Raw genomic sequence first — 17,222 nt, 5'->3', positions numbered from 1 at the left:
TTGCCCCATTAGTCACAATGTGGAGCATCGTCATGTCAGCCATTCCCTCGGTTTCAGAACTCAGCCTGCTCAAAGTCCTCTGGAAAGACCAGCCCCTGAGTGCGCGCGAACTGCACGAGCGCGCCGTCGCGGAACTGGACTGGTCGTTTTCCTCGACCCGCAAGACGCTCGAACGCATGCTCGACAAGCAGATGGTGTCGCAGCACGCGCAGCACGGGGTGCAGGTCTACCGCGCCCAGCTCGACAAGGTGACGACCCTGGCCGCCTTTGCGCGCGACTTCGGGCGCCGCGTGATGGAAATCGATGCGCCGCTGCCCGTCAATATGTTCACCGGCAGTAAACTGGTCGACCAGCAGGAACTCGCCGAACTCGAACAGATGCTGCAAGACTGGCCCGACGCGAAGGACTGAGCATGTTTGACGCGATCGCCTTTCCCTTCCTTAAAGCGAGCATCACCTGCGGCATTGCGGCCGCCATCATCCTGGCGCTGCTCTCGCTCGCGACGCGCGTGTGGCCGGTGCTGGCCGGGCACCGCTCGGTGTGGCTCTGGTCGCAGGCGGCCATTGCATGCGCCTTCGCGCTGGCGCTGCTGCCGCACAGCGCCAGCTACAGCGTGCTGCCGGCCATCGAGATCGAACGCGCCGTGGCCTCAGCCCCGGCGCCGCTGCAGTACTCCGGCGCCGGCGAGGCCGATGGCGCCGAAGACGACATCGACGCCATCGAACTGCTCGCGCAAGCCTGGCTGGCGCTGTACGCGGCCGGCCTGCTGGCGGCCGGGGCGCGCTGGATGCATGCGCAGCGCGGCCTGCGCGCCTTGCTGGCCAGCGCGCGCCCGCTCGACGCCGCGGCGCTGGCGCAGCACGCGGGATTTGGCGCCGAGCCGGTGGCTGCGCTGCTGCGGCGCGGCCTGCGCGTGTCCGAAACCGATGCCGCCATCTCGCCCATGCTGACCGGTCTCGCGCGGCCGCACCTGCTGCTGCCGCGCCATCTGCGCAGCTTCAGCGAGGAGCAGCAGCGCCTGATCGTGGCCCACGAACTGACCCACTGGCAGCGCCGCGATCCCTTGTGGCTGCACACGGGCATGCTGCTGCAAACGCTGTTCTGGTTCAATCCCCTGCTGGCGGTGCTGACCCGGCGCCTGAACTGGGCGCAGGAACTGGGGTGCGACCGCGCCGTGCTGGCCGGCCGTCCCACCCAGCAGCGCAAGCAGTATGCGGCCGCCCTGGTGGCCCAGCTCAAGGTACAGCAGGACAGCTTCGGCGCGCCTGCGGCCAGCATCGCCTTCGGCGACGGGAACGCCGCGTCGCTGCGCGCCAGGGTGAACCTGATCCGCGAGCAGGGATTGCGCGCGCCTGGCTTGCCGGGCAAGGCCGCGGTGGCCGGCGCGCTGGTGTCGGTGCTGGGCGCAAGCCTGTTCCTGCAGCCGGCGTTTGCCTGGCGCGCACCGGAATCGACCGCGCCAGCGGCATCGGCCACCATCGCCAGCGCGCCGCAGCAGTGGCAGATGCCGCTCGACCGCGTGCGCGTCACCAGTTTTTACGGCGCCGCGCGCAAGAACCTGGAAGGCGGCCATCACGGCATCGACTTCGCCGCCCGCACCGGCACCCCGGTATTGGCCGCGGCAAGCGGCACCGTTGTCACCTCAAGCGCGCAGTACGAGGGCGGGCCGCAGTACGGCGACGTGGTCCTGATCGAACACGCCAACGGCGTGCGTTCGCTGTACGCCCACCTGAGCGTGCGCTCGGTGCAGCCGGGCCAGGTGGTGCGCGCCGGCGACATGATCGGCCTGGCCGGCGAAACCGGCAAGGTCACCGGTCCCCACCTGCATCTGGAAGCCTTTCGCAACGGCGAGCGCATCGATCCGCAGCAGATGCTGACGTCCCTCGACGCCTACGCAACCTCCCAGGCGCTGCGCAAGCGTCCCGCCAAACCCTAACCACCCCCTTCGGTCAAGCGCGGTTTCCCGTGCGGCGCAGCAGCGCTGCGGGACCGCGCTCGTCCCTGCACACCATTCAAGGAAACCCATGCAGATCCGTCCGTATGCCTGCGCCTGCGCGCTGGCTTTATCCCTACCTGCGCTGGCCGGCGACGTCCTTCCCACAATCGAGATTGCGGGTGTCCGCTACGACCAGCGCCGCGAGGAAACCGCCGCCAGCCTGGTGGTCGGGCGCGAAGAGCTGATGCGCCACGGCGACCGTTCGCTCGGCGACGCCCTCAAGCGCGTCCCCGGCATCACCATCGGCGACGGTGGAGGGCGCACCAGCGATATCCGCCTGCGCGGCCTGGGCAACGGCTACACGCAGGTGCTGCTCAACGGCGTGGCCGCGCCGGCCGGCTTCTCGCTCGAATCGCTGGCGCCGGAACTGATCGAACGGGTCGAGATTGCGCGCGGCGCGTCGGCGGCGACGAGCATGCAGGCCATCGCCGGCAGCGTCAACATCGTGCTGCGCAAGTCGGCCACGCGCCTGCGCGCCACCGTCAAGGCGGGGGTGGACACGCAGCATGGCCGGCGCTCGCCCAGCCTGGGCGGAGAATTGAGCGGCAAGGACAATGCGTTTTCGTATTCGGTTCCGGTGAGCCTGTCGTATTCGCCCGTATCCGCCCCATCGCGCGAGGAAGAAACGGCGCCTGGCCTGCGCCGTGAAACGCGCCTGAACGAAGACAACACCACGCGCCTGGTGAGCCTGTCCCCGCGCGCCAACTGGAAGCTCGCCAACGGCGACACGCTCGGCTTGCAGGCTTTTCTGAGCAACAGCCGGCGCGCGACCGGCGCATGGGCCAAGGAGACCACGCTGGTCGGCACGCCGACCCTGCATCCGCAGCGCGCGGCGGTGTTCGACATGATGGCAATGTGGCTGCGCGCCGATCTGGAGTGGACGCGCAGCCTGGGCGAGGGTGCGCGCATCGATGCCAGAAGCGGCATTCACCGCAGCCGGCGCAAGAGCGATTTCGAGTTCGGCGACATGATCGACGGCCGGCGCGCGCCCGCGCTCAACCTGGTCACGTCCGACCTGCGCGAAGGCGGCTACCACGCGGGTGCCACCTGGACCCGGCCCGTGGGCGGCGGCCACACGCTCACCGCCGGCTGGGATGGCGCGCACACCACGCGCAGCCAGACCCGCGTGGGCAGCGAGCGCGATAGCTTCGACCAGGCGCCGCTTTTGACCGATCACCGCTATCACGGCATCATCGACCGGCTTGGCGTGTTCGCGCAGGATGGCTGGGAGATCACCCCCGCGTGGTCGCTCTCGGCCGGCCTGCGCTGGGAAACGCTGCGCACCTCGGTGGCCGAAGCCGGCGTGGCGGCGGTGCGCCAGCGCAGCGTGATCCCCGCACCGGTGCTGCAGGCACTGTACAAGCCGGCCGCGGGCCATCAGCTGCGCGCCGGGCTGGCCCGCACCTACAAGGCGCCCACCATGGGCAGCCTGATTCCGCGCCGCTATACGGTCGACAACAACAACAGCGCCACCAATCCGCATAGCGAGGGCAATCCCGCGCTGCGGCCCGAAAAAGCCTGGGGCCTCGATGTTGGCTACGACCGCCAGGTCGGCAAGGATGGCCTGCTGGCCGCCAGCGCCTACGTGCGCCGCATCGACGACGTGACGGTCACACGGCTGTTCCAGGATGGCGTGGACTGGGTATCGACCCCGGCCAACCAGGGCCTGGCGAGCGCGCGCGGCATTGCGCTGGAAGCGAAGCTGCCGCTGCCCGGTTTTGCGCGCGCGGCGTTGAACGGCAACGTGGCGCGCAACTGGTCGCGCATCGACAAGGTCCAGGGGCCGCACAACCGGCTGGCGGAGCAGGCGCCGCTCACGGCCAGCCTTGGCATCGATGTGCGCGCCGCGCTGACGGTGGGAGCGAGCTTCACGTATGCGCGCGGTGCGGTGACGCGCTACTCGCCCGTATGGCGCGAATCGACCGGCGGCACGCGCTTGCTGGATATGCATGCCTTGTGGGGAGCGGGCAAGCAGACGCGCTTGCGGGTCGGGCTGACCAATGTGCTGCGGCGTTCAAACGTATCGCAATCGGACCATGGCAGCGCCGGCGCCATGCGCTCCACCAGGCGCGAGCTGACGCCCGGCGCTGCGCTGCGCATCACGTTCGAGCATGATGTTGAACGGCCCAAATGAGCCGGCCGATCAGGACTGTTCGCGGTGCCTGAGCACGACCCGTTCGGTCGGGCTGAAGTAAGCGGCGAGGCGCTCGGCCATGTACACCGAGCGATGCTGCCCGCCCGTGCATCCCAGCGCCACGGTCAGGTAGCTGCGGTTGTCGGTCTTGAACGACGGCAGCCACTTCTCGACAAAGGCGCGGATATCTTCCAGCAGCTCGGCCGCGCTGGGCTGGGCGTCGAGAAAAGCGATCACCGGCGCGTCCATGCCGGTGAGGGGGCGCAAGGTCAGGTCGTAGTAGGGATTGGGCAGGGCGCGCACGTCGAACACGAAGTCGGCGTCGAGCGGCACGCCCAGTTTGAAGGCGAACGATTCGAAGAAGAGCGTGAGCGGCGCGCGCTCGATCTCGACCAGTTCCTTGATCCACGCGCGCAGCTTGTTGGCCGACAGGTCGGACGTGTCGATCACGTGGCCAAGCTGCTCGATGGCGGACAGGCGCTCGCGCTCTTCGAGAATGCATTCGATCAGGGTGCGGCGCGAGGCCGGATTTTCGTCGGGGCGCAGCTGGTGCGACAGCGGATGGCTGCGCCGCGTTTCGGAAAAGCGCGCCACCAGCGAGTGCGTGTTCGAGGTCAGGAACATGACCTTGATATCGTGGCCCTGGTCTTTCAGCAAACGGATGTTGGTGGGCAGTTCGACCAGCGACTGGGCGCTGCGCGCATCGACCGCAACGGCGGCGCAGGCAGTGCCGTCCGCGATCAGCGCGTCGATCAGGCTCGGTAACAAGGCTGGCGGAAGGTTGTCGACGCAGTAGTAGCCCGCGTCTTCAAGAACGTTGAGGGCGACCGATTTGCCCGATCCGGAAATACCTGTGATGAGTACGATGCGCATAGGCCCGATGATACCCCAAGCGGGTGGGGTTTGCTTAGGCACTATGCATGATTCTCAAGAGGCAACAGAGATTTTACAACGGTCCCGGGGGCTACCTGTGCGAACAGACAGGTTTAATCGCTGCTCATCGCCAGGCGCTGGCGCTCCATGAATTCTTGCAGCGTGTCGATGCCACGCAGTTGAAGAATCGTATTGCGCACCGCCGCTTCAAGCAGTACCGCGATGTTGCGGCCGGCTGCCACGGGGATGACGACTTTGCGAATCGGCAGCCCTAATACATCTTCGGTCGGAAACAAGAACGGCAGGCGCTCGACTTCTTCTTCCAGCGCACTGCGGCGCACGAGATGGACAATCAGCTTGAGGCGCATCTTGCGCCGCACGGCCGTCTCGCCGAAGATCGCCTTGATATCCAGCAGTCCCAGGCCGCGCACTTCCAGCAGGTTTTGCAGCAGCGCCGGGCAGCGTCCTTCGATCATGTTCGGCGCGATGCGCGAAAACTCCACCGCATCGTCGGCCACCAGGCCGTGGCTGCGCGAAATGAGTTCCAGTCCCAGCTCGCTCTTGCCCAGGCCCGAGTCGCCGGTAATGAGCACGCCCACGCCCAGCACGTCCATGAACACGCCATGCATGATGATGCGCTGCGCGAGCTTCTTGGACAGGTACACGCGCAGGAAGTCGATCACCTGCGCGGCCGGCAGCGGCGTGGAAAACAGGGGGATATTCTGCTCGTCGCAGATGGCCAGAATGTCGGGCGGCGTATCGAGGCCCTGCGCGATGATCAGCGCCGGCGGCCCGCCGGCAATGAGCTCGCCGATGACGTGGCTGCGCGAGCCGGATTTGAGACGGTGGTAATACGTCAGTTCCTGATGCCCGAATACCTGGATGCGGCCCGGGTGGATCAGGTTCAGGTGGCCGACCTGGTCGGCGGCGGAGGCGACGTCGCCCGAAATGAGGCGCTCGCCGCCCGGAAAGCCGGCGAACCAGCCCAGCTGCAGACTTTCGCGATTGTCGTCGTACAGCCGTTGGATGGTCAGCGGAGTTTGCAGCATGAACGGGTCTTCAGAAAAGTGAGGGCGCCAACGCGCCCGGCATCCTGAAGTTTAACCCAGTGCTTGCAGGCTTGGTTGCCAATTGATGATGCGCGAGTGAACCGATTTGGGGTCCGGATCGGTCGCCAGCGCTGTACGGAAACCGTCGTCGGAAAACATCTCGGCGATCTCGGACAAAATCTCAAGGTGCTGCTGGGTCACGTGGTCGGGAATGAGCAGGAAGAACAGCAGGTTGACCGGCTGGCCGTCGGGCGACTCGAACGGAATCGGTTCGAGCAGGCGCACGAAAGCGGCCAGGGGCGACTTGAGGCTCTTGCTGCCCTTGATGCGGCCGTGCGGCACCGCCACTCCATGGCCGAGCCCGGTTGAGCCGAGGCGCTCGCGCGCAAACAGGTTGTCGGAAACGGTCGAGCGGGCAATTCCGCAGTTGTTCTCGAAGATCAGCCCGGCTTGCTCGAAAGCGCGCTTCTTGCTGGAAACTTCGAGATCAAGCAACACGTTCTCGAGCGATAAAATTTTGCTAAGGTTTGTCATAACGCTGAGTATTGGTGCGATGCACAAGGGTGCTTGCGAGCCAGAATTATAGGCCTGTTTTACAGTCGTGTAATCGTAATTCGTCGTCGATTCATGTCAAGTCTGCATTGACATTTCGCAAGTTGAATAGCGATTCATACAAGCCGAACATCATGCTATCGGGCCGGGTGGCTGAAAATTTGAATTTCCGCCACGAAATTGAAGATTTTGCACACAAATGCTGGTCCTTAACGCAGTTCGCCATTTTTCCTGTGCTTGCTGCCCGTTTTTTCAGCGCCACATCTGCACCGGCGCCTGTTGTTTTATTATAAAGTTGGTGGCCATTGTCTGTCGCCCGAAAAGCACACTCGTTCCCTTACCGACCAAGGTATTCCCGCATGGCAATGCCGTCAAGCGTGCGCGCAGGGGAAAGCGGGCCCCTTGCGCTGCCTCAAACGTCATTGGCGGGCCGTGCGCAGATTGGGCGGACGGCCCGAGCTGAAGTTGCTGCGCCATGGATTGATGTCGAGCCCGCCACGCCGGGTATAGCGGGCGTACACGGCCAGTTTTTGCGGCGCGCACTGGCGCAGGATGTCGGTAAAAATGCGCTCCACACATTGTTCGTGGAATTCATTGTGCTCGCGAAATCCGATCAGGTATTTCAGCAAGCCTCCCTGTTCGATCTGCGGGCCCACGTAATGAATCTGCACGCTGGCCCAGTCCGGCTGGCCGGTGACCAGGCAGTTCGATTTGAGCAGGTGCGAGACCAGCTTTTCCTCGACCGGCGCGCCGTCCGTCGCGGCCGTGAGCAGGGCGGGAGAGGGCGAGTAGTGGTCGATCTCGACGTCCAGGCGGTCCAGCAGCATGCCATCGAGTTCGCCCATTTTGACGGTGTCGAAGGCGTGCGGCTCGATCAGGGTGATGTGGACCGGCGCGCCGAAGCCGCCGGCCAGGTCTTCGCGCAGCAGGGCCAGCAAGGCGTCGCTGTTGGACAGGCGCGTCTGGTTGAACGAATTCAAATACAGCTTGAACGATTTCGATTCGACGATGTTGGGCGAATCGGCCGGCACCGTGATCGTGGCAATCGCCACCTGGGGTTTGCCGCGCATGTTCAGCCACGAGATTTCGTAGGCGTTCCAGATATCGACGCCGAAGAAGGGCAGGGTGCCGGTGAGCTGGAGTTCATCGCGCTTGCCCTGGCGCGGGATCGGGAACAGCAGGTCCGGCGCGTATTGGGTTTGGTAGGCGGAGGTTTTGCCCAGGGGGGATAGATCGGCGGTGTTGGTCATATCGATTCAGTCAAATTCAAGCACCGTCGCTCCCGCGCCAGGGCGGCACTCGGCGGGGGCGACGGCGATCAGGTCAGCGAGGGTATTGGCATCACCCCAAAAACATCTTATACACCGGATTGGCACTCTCATCCCAATGACGGTATCCGAGCGTGGTGAGGAACAGGCGGAACTCCTCCATTTCCTCGACCGGCACTTGCAGTCCCACCAGAATGCGTCCGACATCGCCGCCTTGATTGCGGTAATGGAACAGCGAGATATTCCAGTTCGGCGCCATGCTGTCGAGGAAGCGCATCAGCGCGCCCGGACGCTCGGGGAATTCGAAACGATACAGCAGTTCGTCATGGGCCAACGCACTCTTGCCGCCAACCAAATGGCGGATGTGCAGCTTGGCCAGCTCATCGTGCGTCAGATCGAGCGTCTTGAAGTCGCTCTGCTCGAAGGTCCGCGCCAGCACGCCGGACTCGCCGCGGCTGGCGATCTGCACACCCACGAACACGTGCGCCTGGGCCGCATCGCTGACCCGATAGTTAAATTCGGTCACATTGCGCGGTCCGATCAGCGCGCAAAAGCGCTTGAAGCTGCCGCGCTGCTCGGGAATGGTCACCGCGAACACCGCCTCGCGCGCTTCGCCCAGCTCCGCGCGTTCGGCCACGAAACGCAGGCGGTCGAAGTTCATGTTCGCGCCGCAGGCAATCGCCACCAGCGTCTCGCCGCGCACCGGGTTCTTGCTCATCGCCGAACGCTCGATGTACGCCTTGGCGCCGGCCACCGCCAGCGCGCCGGATGGCTCCAGGATCGAGCGCGTGTCCTGGAACACGTCCTTGATCGCGGCGCAGATCGCATCGGTATCGACCAGGATGATCTCGTCCACATACTGCTGCGCCAGGCGGAAGGTCTCTTCGCCCACCAGGCGCACCGCGGTGCCGTCGGCGAACAGGCCCACATCGGGCAGGGTCACGCGCTCGCCGGCTTTCAGGCTGCGCGCCATCGCGTCCGAATCGGTCGACTGCACGCCGATGATCTTGATGTCCGGGCGGATCTGCTTGACGTATGCCGCAACCCCGCCGATCAGGCCCCCGCCGCCAATGGCCACGAAGATCGCATGGATCGGGCCCGAATGCTGGCGCAAAATCTCCATGCCCACCGTGCCCTGGCCGGCAATGACGTCCGGATCGTCGAACGGGTGCACAAAGGCGAGCTTCTGCTCTTTTTCGAGCGTGAGCGCGAAGTTATAGGCGTCGGTGTACGAGTCGCCATGCAAAATCACTTCCACATTGGTTCCGCCGAAGGCCTTGACCGCATCGACCTTCACGCTCGGCGTGGTGGTCGGCATGACGATCACCGCGCGGCAGCCCGTCTTGGCCGCCGACAGGGCCACGCCCTGCGCATGATTGCCGGCCGACGCGCAGATCACGCCGCGCTTGAGCTGCGCCGGGGCCAGGTTGGCCATCTTGTTGTACGCGCCCCGCAGCTTGAAACTGAACACGCTCTGCATGTCTTCACGCTTGAAGTAAATGCGGTTCTCCATGCGCTGCGACAGGATCGGCGCGAATTCGAGCGGCGTTTCGGTGGCGACGTCATAGACGCGGGCGGTCAGGATTTTCTTGAGGTAGTCGATAGTCATAGTCTGCAAACAAAGTGATTCTGGGCCGGAAAATCCGGAACGCGATGCTGTTGACGCTGGACTGTGTTGTCGGCGGATGACCGAGGCTTGCAGTGCGATGCGCGGTACCGGATGACGGGCCCGGCGTATCGTGTCGTTGCAATAGTTTTTCCTCATTATAATGGACGGCTTCAGCAGTCATCAAAGTGCCTCCATGATCGAATCCGCTGTCCTCTGGCTGCTCAAATTGCTGGCCGCTCCCGCGGTCGGGCTCAGCTCGGTCTTCGTGATTGCGTTCGTGTCGGCCACGCTGGTGCCGCTCGGGTCCGAGCCGGCCGTGTTCGCCGTCATCAAGGCCAATCCGGCCATGTTCTGGCCCGCCATCCTGGTGGCGACCCTGGGCAACACCCTGGGCGGGGCGCTCGACTACTTCATCGGCTACCGCGCCAAGGTCGCGTTTGCGAAAGAGCGCAAATCGCGCTGGTTCGCCTGGCTGGCGCGCTACGGCGCCAAAACCATGCTGCTGTCGTGGGTGCCCGGAATTGGCGATCCGCTGTGCACGCTGGGCGGGTGGCTGCATTTGCCGTTCTGGCCGAGTCTCGGCTATATGGCGATCGGCAAATTCATGCGCTACCTGACCATGACCACCGCGCTGCTGTATGTGCCGGATACTTTCTGGAAGGGGCTCGGCGCGACCTTGTCCAATTTCTGGCACATGCTGTTTTAAGGTTCCTCCACCGCGCACAACGACGGCGGTCAGAGGCTCGTCTCCAGCACCATCCGCACCACCGCCGCCGTCGATGCGCGCCCCGCGCGCGTGTTGCTGCCGTCAGCATCGGCATACGCGCTGCCGCTCCTGCGGTCGCGGTGCAGCGCGTTCGCCACCGACAAACGCAGCTGCGTGTTTGCCCCCGCCTTCCACACCCCAACCACATCGAGCACGCGTACCGGCCCCGTATCGCTGCGCAGATAGCGGCTCATTTGCGTCGCCCCGCCGTATTGCAGATTCAGGTTCATCCCGAGCGTGTACTGCGCCCCGATGCGCGCATCGATGCCGATATTGGCTGTGACGCGCGCCTGGTCGCCAAGGCGGTTGTCCGGCCCCGGCACCGCGTCCAGCCGCGACCAGTTGCGCGCGGCGTTGGCGCGCAGGTCCATGTCCGGCGCCGACGGCAGCACGCTGCGCAGCGGGAGCTGGTGTGGGTGACGTTTACGTTCGTGGCCGTGGTGGCCGCGTGCAGCTGGCGTGAAGGCCGCCGGCGCGAACAGGCCTGGATGCGCTCTCAAAGCGACAATCTGAACCTGCGCCTGGAACTGGAGCAGCAACGCTTGCTGGCGCTGCGCGGCCAGCTGGAACCGCACTTCCTCTTCAACGCCCTGAACGCCATCAGCGCGCTGGTGCGCTCGGACGACAAGCGCGTGGCGCTGGACGGCATCAACCACCTGAGTGCCTTGCTGCGCTATGCGCTGGAAGCGAGTGCGCGCGATCACGTCGGCGTGCGCGAAGAGCGCCAGTTCCTTGACGACTACCTGGCCTTGCAGCGCCTGCGCTACGGTGCGCGCCTGCAGGTCAGCGTCGAAGGCGACAGCGAGGCGTGCTGGCCGGCGACCTGCCGCCGCTGCTGCTGCTGCCGCTGATCGAAAACGCGCTGCGCCATGACCTGGACTGCCACGACCGCCCGAGCGATATCCGGGTCGCCTTTGCCGCAACCACGGATCGCCTGACAATCCACGTATCGAACCCCGCCGGCGAGGCCCGCTCGGCCAATCCCGGCCTCGGGATGGGCCTGCGCCATACCCGCGCGCGCCTTCAACTGGCCTACGGCGACAGCGCCTCGCTGCAAACGGGCCTGAACGACGGCCGCTTCGTGGTCGATATCCGCATGCCGCTGCATGCGCCGGACACATGATGGTGCGCGCGCTGATCGTCGACGACGAGGAACCGGGCCGCGTCAACCTGCGCTACGCCCTGGCCGACCACCCGCGCTGGCAGGTGGCCGGCGAATGTCCCAGCGTGGCCGCGGCCCAGGCGTTCATCGCATCGCAGGACGTCGACGTCGTTTTCCTCGATATCCAGATGCCGGGCAACTCCGGCATGGTGCTGGCGCGCGCGCTGGCCGGCCTGGCCAACCCGCCGCTGGTCATTTTCGTCACCGCGCATAACGCCTTTGCGCTCGACGCCTCCGAGGTGCACGCCCTCGACTACCTGCTCAAACCCGTGCACGATGCGCGCCTCGCCACTGCGCTGGCGCGTGCCGAATCGATGCTGGAACTGCGCCAGCGCCGGGCCTCCCGGCACACCGGAGCGGTACTGGCGGCAGGTGAGCGTGCGCTCGGTCGGCCGCATCGAATGCATTCAGCTGGCCGACGTCGACTGGATCGAAACCTGCGGTAATTACGTCAGCCTGCACCTGGGCACGCGCAGCGTGATGCACCGGCTGCCCCTGAGCCGCCTGCTGGGCCATCTCGATCCGGCCCGCTTCCTGCGCGTCCACCGCGGCGCAGTGGTGCGCACCAGCCAGGCCGCCAATCTGGACGTGGTGGGCGATGGCGCCTGGCGCCTGACCCTGCGCTCGGGCGCACACGTCGCCGTCAGCGAACGCTATGTCGATGCCCTGCGCGCGGCGATGCGCGAGCGCTGACGCGGCGGGTGATTCAGTATTTTGTTGAGGAAATTTTGATTCCGGCTGAATTTTGATCGGTGGAGGGTGGCGTTAAATCCAAAAACTCTTGTCGATTTCTCAAATCGCCATCGATTTGTTTGTGCGCTTTCCCCCTGTAGCCCTTGCAAAAGCGAAGGCTGTTCCTGCGTTGTGCAGCGCAATACGCTAGAATGAACTTCCTTAGGGTCAGTCCACATAGTCCACCAATACATGAACGCCCCCGCACAAATCCAAGCACTTCTGGCCGAAACGCCAAACGGTCACGCCGCGACCCGCCTGCGCGAAATCCCTTATAACTACACCTCGTTTTCGGACCGCGAAATCGTGATCCGTCTGCTGGGCGAGTCGTCCTGGGAGCTGCTCGACGAATTACGCGGTTCGCGTCAGACCGGGCGCTCGGCGCGCATGCTGTACGAGGTGCTGGGCGATATCTGGGTGGTGCGGCGCAACCCGTATTTGCAGGACGACATGCTGGACAACCCGAAGCGGCGCCAGGAACTGATCGACGCACTGCATCACCGCCTGGCCGAAGTGGACAAACGCCGCACCAGCGTCGACGCGCTGGAGGGCGACGACCCGACCGGCGAAGTCGCGCGCGCGCGCAGCGCCAACGTGGAAAAGCTGCTCAAGGCGGCGTCCAAGGCCGTCGAAGACTTCGGCAACGAATTCCGCCAGACCTGGGACCTGCGCAAGCGCACCACCAAGGTGCTGGGCCGCTACACCGAAAAGCACAATATCTGCTTCGACGGCATGAAACGCGTCGCCCACGTGACCGATGCCACCGACTGGCGCGTCGAGTATCCGTTCGTGGTGCTCACGCCCGACACCGAAGATGAAATGGCGGGCCTGGTCAAGGGCTGCATCGAGCTCGGACTGACCATCATTCCGCGTGGCGGAGGAACCGGCTACACGGGCGGCGCCATTCCGCTCACGCCCATGTCGGCCGTCATCAACACTGAAAAACTGATCACCCTGGGCGAAGTCGAAATGACCATGCTGCCCGGCGTGGACCACGAATACGCGACCATTCATTCGGGCGCCGGCGTGGTCACCAAGCGCGTTTCCGACGCCGCCGAAAAGGCCGGCTTCGTGTTCGCGGTCGACCCTACATCGGCCGAAGCCTCCTGCATCGGCGGCAATGTCGCAATGAACGCCGGCGGCAAAAAGGCTGTGTTGTGGGGCACCGCGCTCGACAACCTGGCGTCGTGGAAGATGGTCGACCCGAACGGCGACTGGCTGGAAGTAACGCGCATCGGCCACAATCTGTCGAAGATCCACGACGCGCCGACCGCCACCTTCAAGCTCGAATGGACCCACCCGAACGCACGCGGCGAAGCGAAAGACGCGCCGTTCAAGACCGAAATGCTGGTCATCGAAGGCCGGCGCTTCCGCAAGGAAGGCTTGGGCAAGGACGTCACCGACAAATTCCTGTCCGGACTGCCGGGCATCCAGAAAGAAGGCTGCGATGGCCTGATCACGTCGGCGCGCTGGATTTTGCACAAGATGCCGAAGTACGCGCGCACCGTCTGCCTCGAATTCTTCGGCCAGGCGCGCGATGCGATTCCATCGATTGTCGAAATCAAGGATTACCTCGATGGCCTGCCGGCCAAGGGCGGCCCGGCGTTTGCGACCATTCGCCTGGCCGGCCTGGAACACCTCGATGAGCGCTATCTGCGCGCGGTCGGCTACGCCACCAAATCGAAACGCGGCGTGCTGCCCAAGATGGCGCTGTTCGGCGACATCGTCGGCGACGACGAGAACGCGGTGGCGCAAGCCGCCTCCGAAGTGGTGCGCATCGCGAACACCCGCGTGGGCGAAGGCTTTGTGGCCGTCAGCCCGGAAGCGCGCAAGAAATTCTGGCTCGACCGCGCCCGCACCGCGGCGATTGCGCGCCATACCAACGCCTTCAAGATCAACGAAGACGTGGTCATTCCGCTGGGCCGCATGGGCGAATACACCGACGGCATCGAGCGCATCAACATCGAGCTGTCGATCAAGAACAAGCTGCAGCTGACCGACGAACTGCGCGCGTTTTTCGCCGCCGGCAATCTGCCGGTCGGTAAAAGCGACGACGCCTCCGGCGAATCGATCGGCGACGAAGAAATGCTGGGCGACCGCGTGCAGCAAGCCAGCGAACTGCTCGGCGCCGTGCACGCGCGCTGGACCTGGCTGCTGGCCCAGCTCGACCAGCCGCTGGCCGGCGCGCGCGATGCCTTGCGCGCAATCGGCATGGAGCGCCTCGACGTCGTGTTCGACGAGCGCCTGGCGCAGCAGCCCGACGCCACCCTGTTCGACGTGGTCCAGGACCGCACCGTGCGCGTCTCGTGGAAGCAGGAAATCCGCGCGCAACTGCGACAGATCTTCAACGGCGCCGCCTACAAACTGATTCTCGATGAATCGGCCGCGATCCACCAGAAGGTGCTGCGTTCGCGCGTGTTCGTGGCGCTGCACATGCATGCCGGCGACGGTAACGTGCACACCAACCTGCCGGTCAATTCGGACGACTACGCCATGCTGCAGGATGCGCACGAAGCCGTGGGCCGCATCATGAAGCTGGCGCGCTCGCTCGACGGCGTGATCTCGGGCGAGCATGGCATCGGCATCACCAAGCTCGAATTCCTGACCGAAGAAGAAATCGGCGAATTCCGCGACTACAAGCTGCGTATCGATCCGGAAGGGCGTTTCAACAAGGGCAAGCTGCTCAACCTGCCCGAGTTCGGGGCCGACCTGCGCAACGCCTACACGCCGTCGTTCGGCCTGATGGGCCACGAATCGCTGATCATGCAGCAAAGCGATATCGGCGAGATCGCCAACAGCATCAAGGATTGCCTGCGCTGCGGTAAATGCAAGCCGGTGTGCACCACCCACGTGCCGCGCGCGAACCTGCTGTATTCGCCGCGCGACAAGATCCTGGCGACGTCCTCGCTGATCGAAGCGTTCCTGTACGAAGAGCAGACCCGCCGCGGCGTCTCGATCAAGCACTGGGAAGAATTCGAGGACGTGGCCGACCACTGCACCGTATGCCACAAGTGCGTCACGCCATGCCCGGTCAACATCGACTTCGGCGACGTGTCGATGAACATGCGTAACCTGCTGCGCAAGATGGACAAGAAGACCTTCAGGCCTGCCAACGCGGCGGCGATGTTCTTCCTGAACGCGACCGACCCGGTGACCATCAACGCCACGCGCCAGGTCATGGCCGGCTGGGGTTTCAAGGCGCAGCGCTTCGGCCACAACGTGCTGAAAAAATTCGCCAAGAAGCAGACCAAGGCGCCGCTGCCGACGACCGGCAAGGCGCCGGTACGCGAGCAGGTGATCCACTTCATCAACAAGAAAATGCCGGGCAACCTGCCCAAGAAGACCGCGCGCGCGCTGCTCGATATCGAAGATGACAAGATCATCCCGATCATCCGCAATCCGAAAGTGACCACGGCCGATACCGAAGCCGTGTTCTACTTCCCGGGCTGCGGATCGGAACGATTGTTCTCGCAGGTTGGCCTGGCCACCCAGGCGATGCTGTGGGAAGTCGGCGTGCAAACCGTGCTGCCGCCGGGTTACCTGTGCTGCGGCTACCCGCAGCGTGGCGCCGGCCAGTACGACAAGGCTGACAAGATGATGACCGATAACCGCGTGCTGTTCCACCGCATGGCCAATACGCTCAACTACCTCGACATCAAGACCGTGCTGGTGTCGTGCGGCACCTGCTACGACCAGCTGGCGACCTATGAGTTCGACAAGATCTTCCCGGGGTGCCGCATCATGGACATCCATGAGTACCTGCTCGAAAAAGGCGTCAAGCTCGAAGGCGTCAGCGGCACGCGCTATATGTACCACGAGCCTTGCCACAATCCGATGAAGCTGCAGGATTCGGTCAAGACCGTCAATGCGCTGGTGTCGACGGTGGACAACGTGAAGATCGAGAAGAACGACCGCTGCTGCGGCGAATCCGGTACCTTCGGCGTGTCGCGTCCCGACATCGCCACGCAGGTGCGCTTCCGCAAGGAAGGCGAGATGGAGAAGGGCGCCGACAAGCTGCGCGCCGATGGCTTCAGCGGCGACGTCAAGATCCTGACCAGCTGCCCATCGTGCCTGCAAGGCCTGTCGCGCTACAACGACGATGCCGGCACCACCGCCGACTACATCGTCATCGAAATCGCGCGCCACAAGCTGGGCGAAAACTGGCTGCCGGAATACGTTGCCCGTGCCAACAGCGGCGGCATCGAAAGGGTACTGGTATGACGTGTGAACTGTGCGAACCGGCGGTCGAGCCGATCTGGCGCAACGACAGGCTGTCGGTCATCCTGGTCGACGACGCCGCCTATCCGGGCTTTTGCCGCGTGATCTGGAACGATCATGTCAAGGAAATGACCGACCTGGCGCCGAGCGACCGCCTGCTGCTCACCGACGCTGTGTGGCATGTGGAACTGGCGCTGCGCGATGTGCTCAAGCCCGACAAGATCAACGTGGCCAGCCTTGGCAACATGACGCCGCATCTGCACTGGCATGTCATTCCGCGCTACGCCGACGATGCGCACTTCCCGAATCCGGTGTGGACGGCGGCGGTGCGCACGACCGACGAATCGATTCTGGCGGAGCGCCGCGCGCTGCTGCCGAAACTGGCGGCTGACATTGCGCGCCGCATGGAAAAATCAGCATGAACCCGACCGCATTGACCGTCCACCAGAAATCGCGCGTGCTCGATATTGCCTTCGACGACGGCAGCAGCTTTTCGATTCCGTTCGAGCTTCTGCGCGTGTATTCGCCGTCGGCCGAAGTGCGCGGCCATGGCCAGGGGCAGGAAGTGCTCCAGCTGGGCAAGCGCGATGTCGGCGTCACGGCGCTCGAACCGGTGGGTAACTACGCGGTGCAGCCGACCTTCTCGGACGGCCACAACACCGGTCTGTTCTCGTGGGATTACCTGTACAAGCTCGGTAGCGAGCAAAAGGCCTTGTGGGCCGACTACATGGCGCGCCTGCACGCCGCCGGCTTCGAGGGTGACGCAGGCCGCGAGCCTGGCGCCGAGCTGCCGGGCGTGCCGACAGCGGCCAAGGGCTGCGGCCACAAGCACTGATCTGCCGTCCGGCTGCGGGGTCGCGCTT

Annotated in this window: 17 protein-coding genes; 11 read left to right on the top strand and 6 right to left on the bottom strand. The window is 64.6% G+C overall.

Annotation, left to right across the window (positions count from 1 at the left end):
• The first annotated feature begins 32 nt into the window (after positions 1-32).
• The 3 genes from RBA41_RS14905 to RBA41_RS14895 all read left to right on the top strand — a co-directional run bounded on the left by RBA41_RS14905 (position 33) and on the right by RBA41_RS14895 (position 4,130).
• A complete protein-coding gene (locus RBA41_RS14905; RefSeq protein ID WP_306624834.1) occupies positions 33-410 on the top strand; it encodes a BlaI/MecI/CopY family transcriptional regulator in 378 nt (125 codons plus the stop codon).
• A gap of 2 nt (positions 411-412) precedes the next feature.
• Positions 413-1,936 (top strand): M23/M56 family metallopeptidase, encoded by a 1,524-nt coding sequence (locus RBA41_RS14900; protein ID WP_306624833.1) that lies wholly within the window; start codon positions 413-415, stop codon positions 1,934-1,936.
• Between the two features lie 88 nt (positions 1,937-2,024).
• The gene (locus RBA41_RS14895; RefSeq protein WP_306624832.1) at positions 2,025-4,130 is read left to right on the top strand and encodes a TonB-dependent receptor plug domain-containing protein; all 2,106 of its coding nucleotides are present in this window, start codon (positions 2,025-2,027) and stop codon (positions 4,128-4,130) included.
• Between the two features lie 9 nt (positions 4,131-4,139).
• Here RBA41_RS14895 and rapZ read toward each other — a convergent pair whose 3' ends face one another.
• From rapZ to ilvA, 5 genes are all read right to left on the bottom strand, one after another.
• Positions 4,140-5,003, bottom strand: coding sequence for an RNase adapter RapZ (rapZ, locus tag RBA41_RS14890; RefSeq protein ID WP_054265936.1), 864 nt, complete (start codon positions 5,001-5,003; stop codon positions 4,140-4,142).
• A gap of 113 nt (positions 5,004-5,116) precedes the next feature.
• The gene (gene hprK, locus RBA41_RS14885; RefSeq protein WP_099873917.1) at positions 5,117-6,052 is read right to left on the bottom strand and encodes an HPr(Ser) kinase/phosphatase; all 936 of its coding nucleotides are present in this window, start codon (positions 6,050-6,052) and stop codon (positions 5,117-5,119) included.
• Between the two features lie 51 nt (positions 6,053-6,103).
• Positions 6,104-6,586, bottom strand: a complete 483-nt coding sequence (locus tag RBA41_RS14880) for a PTS sugar transporter subunit IIA (protein ID WP_099873918.1) — start codon at positions 6,584-6,586, stop codon at positions 6,104-6,106.
• 437 nt (positions 6,587-7,023) lie between these two features.
• Complete coding sequence (gene queF, locus RBA41_RS14875; protein WP_306624831.1) at positions 7,024-7,854, bottom strand: NADPH-dependent 7-cyano-7-deazaguanine reductase QueF; 831 nt, start codon at positions 7,852-7,854, stop codon at positions 7,024-7,026.
• A gap of 91 nt (positions 7,855-7,945) precedes the next feature.
• A complete protein-coding gene (gene ilvA, locus RBA41_RS14870; protein ID WP_099873920.1) occupies positions 7,946-9,481 on the bottom strand; it encodes a threonine ammonia-lyase, biosynthetic in 1,536 nt (511 codons plus the stop codon).
• A 193-nt stretch (positions 9,482-9,674) separates the two neighbouring features.
• Between ilvA and RBA41_RS14865 the strand changes: the two genes are divergently transcribed.
• Positions 9,675-10,187, top strand: a complete 513-nt coding sequence (locus RBA41_RS14865; protein ID WP_306624830.1) for a YqaA family protein — start codon at positions 9,675-9,677, stop codon at positions 10,185-10,187.
• A 29-nt stretch (positions 10,188-10,216) separates the two neighbouring features.
• On the opposite strand, the gene RBA41_RS14860 is transcribed toward RBA41_RS14865, so the two are convergent.
• Positions 10,217-10,747: a hypothetical protein gene (locus RBA41_RS14860; protein ID WP_306624829.1), complete on the bottom strand. Its 531-nt coding sequence runs from the start codon at positions 10,745-10,747 to the stop codon at positions 10,217-10,219.
• Here RBA41_RS14860 and RBA41_RS14855 point away from each other — a divergent pair.
• From RBA41_RS14855 to RBA41_RS14825, 7 genes are all read left to right on the top strand, one after another.
• Entirely contained in the window at positions 10,736-11,098 is a 363-nt protein-coding gene (locus tag RBA41_RS14855) for a histidine kinase (protein ID WP_306624828.1), read from the top strand. The two genes, RBA41_RS14860 and RBA41_RS14855, sit on opposite strands and share 12 nt — an antisense overlap.
• Positions 11,056-11,370, top strand: a complete 315-nt coding sequence (locus tag RBA41_RS14850) for a LytS family sensor histidine kinase (RefSeq protein WP_306624827.1) — start codon at positions 11,056-11,058, stop codon at positions 11,368-11,370. The genes RBA41_RS14855 and RBA41_RS14850 overlap by 43 nt, the downstream gene beginning before the upstream one ends.
• Entirely contained in the window at positions 11,367-11,855 is a 489-nt protein-coding gene (locus tag RBA41_RS14845; protein WP_306624826.1) for a LytR/AlgR family response regulator transcription factor, read from the top strand. Before RBA41_RS14850 ends, RBA41_RS14845 begins: the two co-directional genes overlap by 4 nt.
• Positions 11,788-12,102 carry a LytTR family DNA-binding domain-containing protein gene (locus tag RBA41_RS14840; RefSeq protein WP_306624825.1) on the top strand — a complete coding sequence of 105 codons (315 nt, stop codon included), beginning with the start codon at positions 11,788-11,790 and terminating at the stop codon, positions 12,100-12,102. Before RBA41_RS14845 ends, RBA41_RS14840 begins: the two co-directional genes overlap by 68 nt.
• A gap of 231 nt (positions 12,103-12,333) precedes the next feature.
• Positions 12,334-16,362 (top strand): DUF3683 domain-containing protein, encoded by a 4,029-nt coding sequence (locus RBA41_RS14835; protein ID WP_306624824.1) that lies wholly within the window; start codon positions 12,334-12,336, stop codon positions 16,360-16,362.
• Positions 16,359-16,781, top strand: a complete 423-nt coding sequence (locus RBA41_RS14830) for an HIT family protein (RefSeq protein WP_306624822.1) — start codon at positions 16,359-16,361, stop codon at positions 16,779-16,781. Before RBA41_RS14835 ends, RBA41_RS14830 begins: the two co-directional genes overlap by 4 nt.
• Complete coding sequence (locus RBA41_RS14825) at positions 16,778-17,194, top strand: gamma-butyrobetaine hydroxylase family protein (RefSeq protein WP_306624821.1); 417 nt, start codon at positions 16,778-16,780, stop codon at positions 17,192-17,194. Before RBA41_RS14830 ends, RBA41_RS14825 begins: the two co-directional genes overlap by 4 nt.
• Positions 17,195-17,222 lie beyond the last annotated feature (28 nt).

The organism is Massilia scottii (assembly GCF_030846495.1).
GTDB classification, from domain to species: Bacteria; Pseudomonadota; Gammaproteobacteria; order Burkholderiales; family Burkholderiaceae_D; genus Telluria_A; species Telluria_A violaceinigra.
Note: the sequence above shows the minus strand (reverse complement) of the source record. Positions and strands in the feature narration are given on the sequence as shown.

Coding starts and splice junctions, on each gene's coding strand:
- RBA41_RS14905 (WP_306624834.1), top strand. CDS start 33: ATGTCAGCCATTCCCTCGGTTTCAGAACTCAGCCTGCTCAAAGTCCTC.
- RBA41_RS14900 (WP_306624833.1), top strand. CDS start 413: ATGTTTGACGCGATCGCCTTTCCCTTCCTTAAAGCGAGCATCACCTGC.
- RBA41_RS14895 (WP_306624832.1), top strand. CDS start 2,025: ATGCAGATCCGTCCGTATGCCTGCGCCTGCGCGCTGGCTTTATCCCTA.
- rapZ (WP_054265936.1), bottom strand. CDS start 5,003: ATGCGCATCGTACTCATCACAGGTATTTCCGGATCGGGCAAATCGGTC.
- hprK (WP_099873917.1), bottom strand. CDS start 6,052: ATGCTGCAAACTCCGCTGACCATCCAACGGCTGTACGACGACAATCGC.
- RBA41_RS14880 (WP_099873918.1), bottom strand. CDS start 6,586: ATGACAAACCTTAGCAAAATTTTATCGCTCGAGAACGTGTTGCTTGAT.
- queF (WP_306624831.1), bottom strand. CDS start 7,854: ATGACCAACACCGCCGATCTATCCCCCCTGGGCAAAACCTCCGCCTAC.
- ilvA (WP_099873920.1), bottom strand. CDS start 9,481: ATGACTATCGACTACCTCAAGAAAATCCTGACCGCCCGCGTCTATGAC.
- RBA41_RS14865 (WP_306624830.1), top strand. CDS start 9,675: ATGATCGAATCCGCTGTCCTCTGGCTGCTCAAATTGCTGGCCGCTCCC.
- RBA41_RS14855 (WP_306624828.1), top strand. CDS start 10,736: ATGCGCTCTCAAAGCGACAATCTGAACCTGCGCCTGGAACTGGAGCAG.
- RBA41_RS14845 (WP_306624826.1), top strand. CDS start 11,367: ATGATGGTGCGCGCGCTGATCGTCGACGACGAGGAACCGGGCCGCGTC.
- RBA41_RS14835 (WP_306624824.1), top strand. CDS start 12,334: ATGAACGCCCCCGCACAAATCCAAGCACTTCTGGCCGAAACGCCAAAC.
- RBA41_RS14830 (WP_306624822.1), top strand. CDS start 16,359: ATGACGTGTGAACTGTGCGAACCGGCGGTCGAGCCGATCTGGCGCAAC.
- RBA41_RS14825 (WP_306624821.1), top strand. CDS start 16,778: ATGAACCCGACCGCATTGACCGTCCACCAGAAATCGCGCGTGCTCGAT.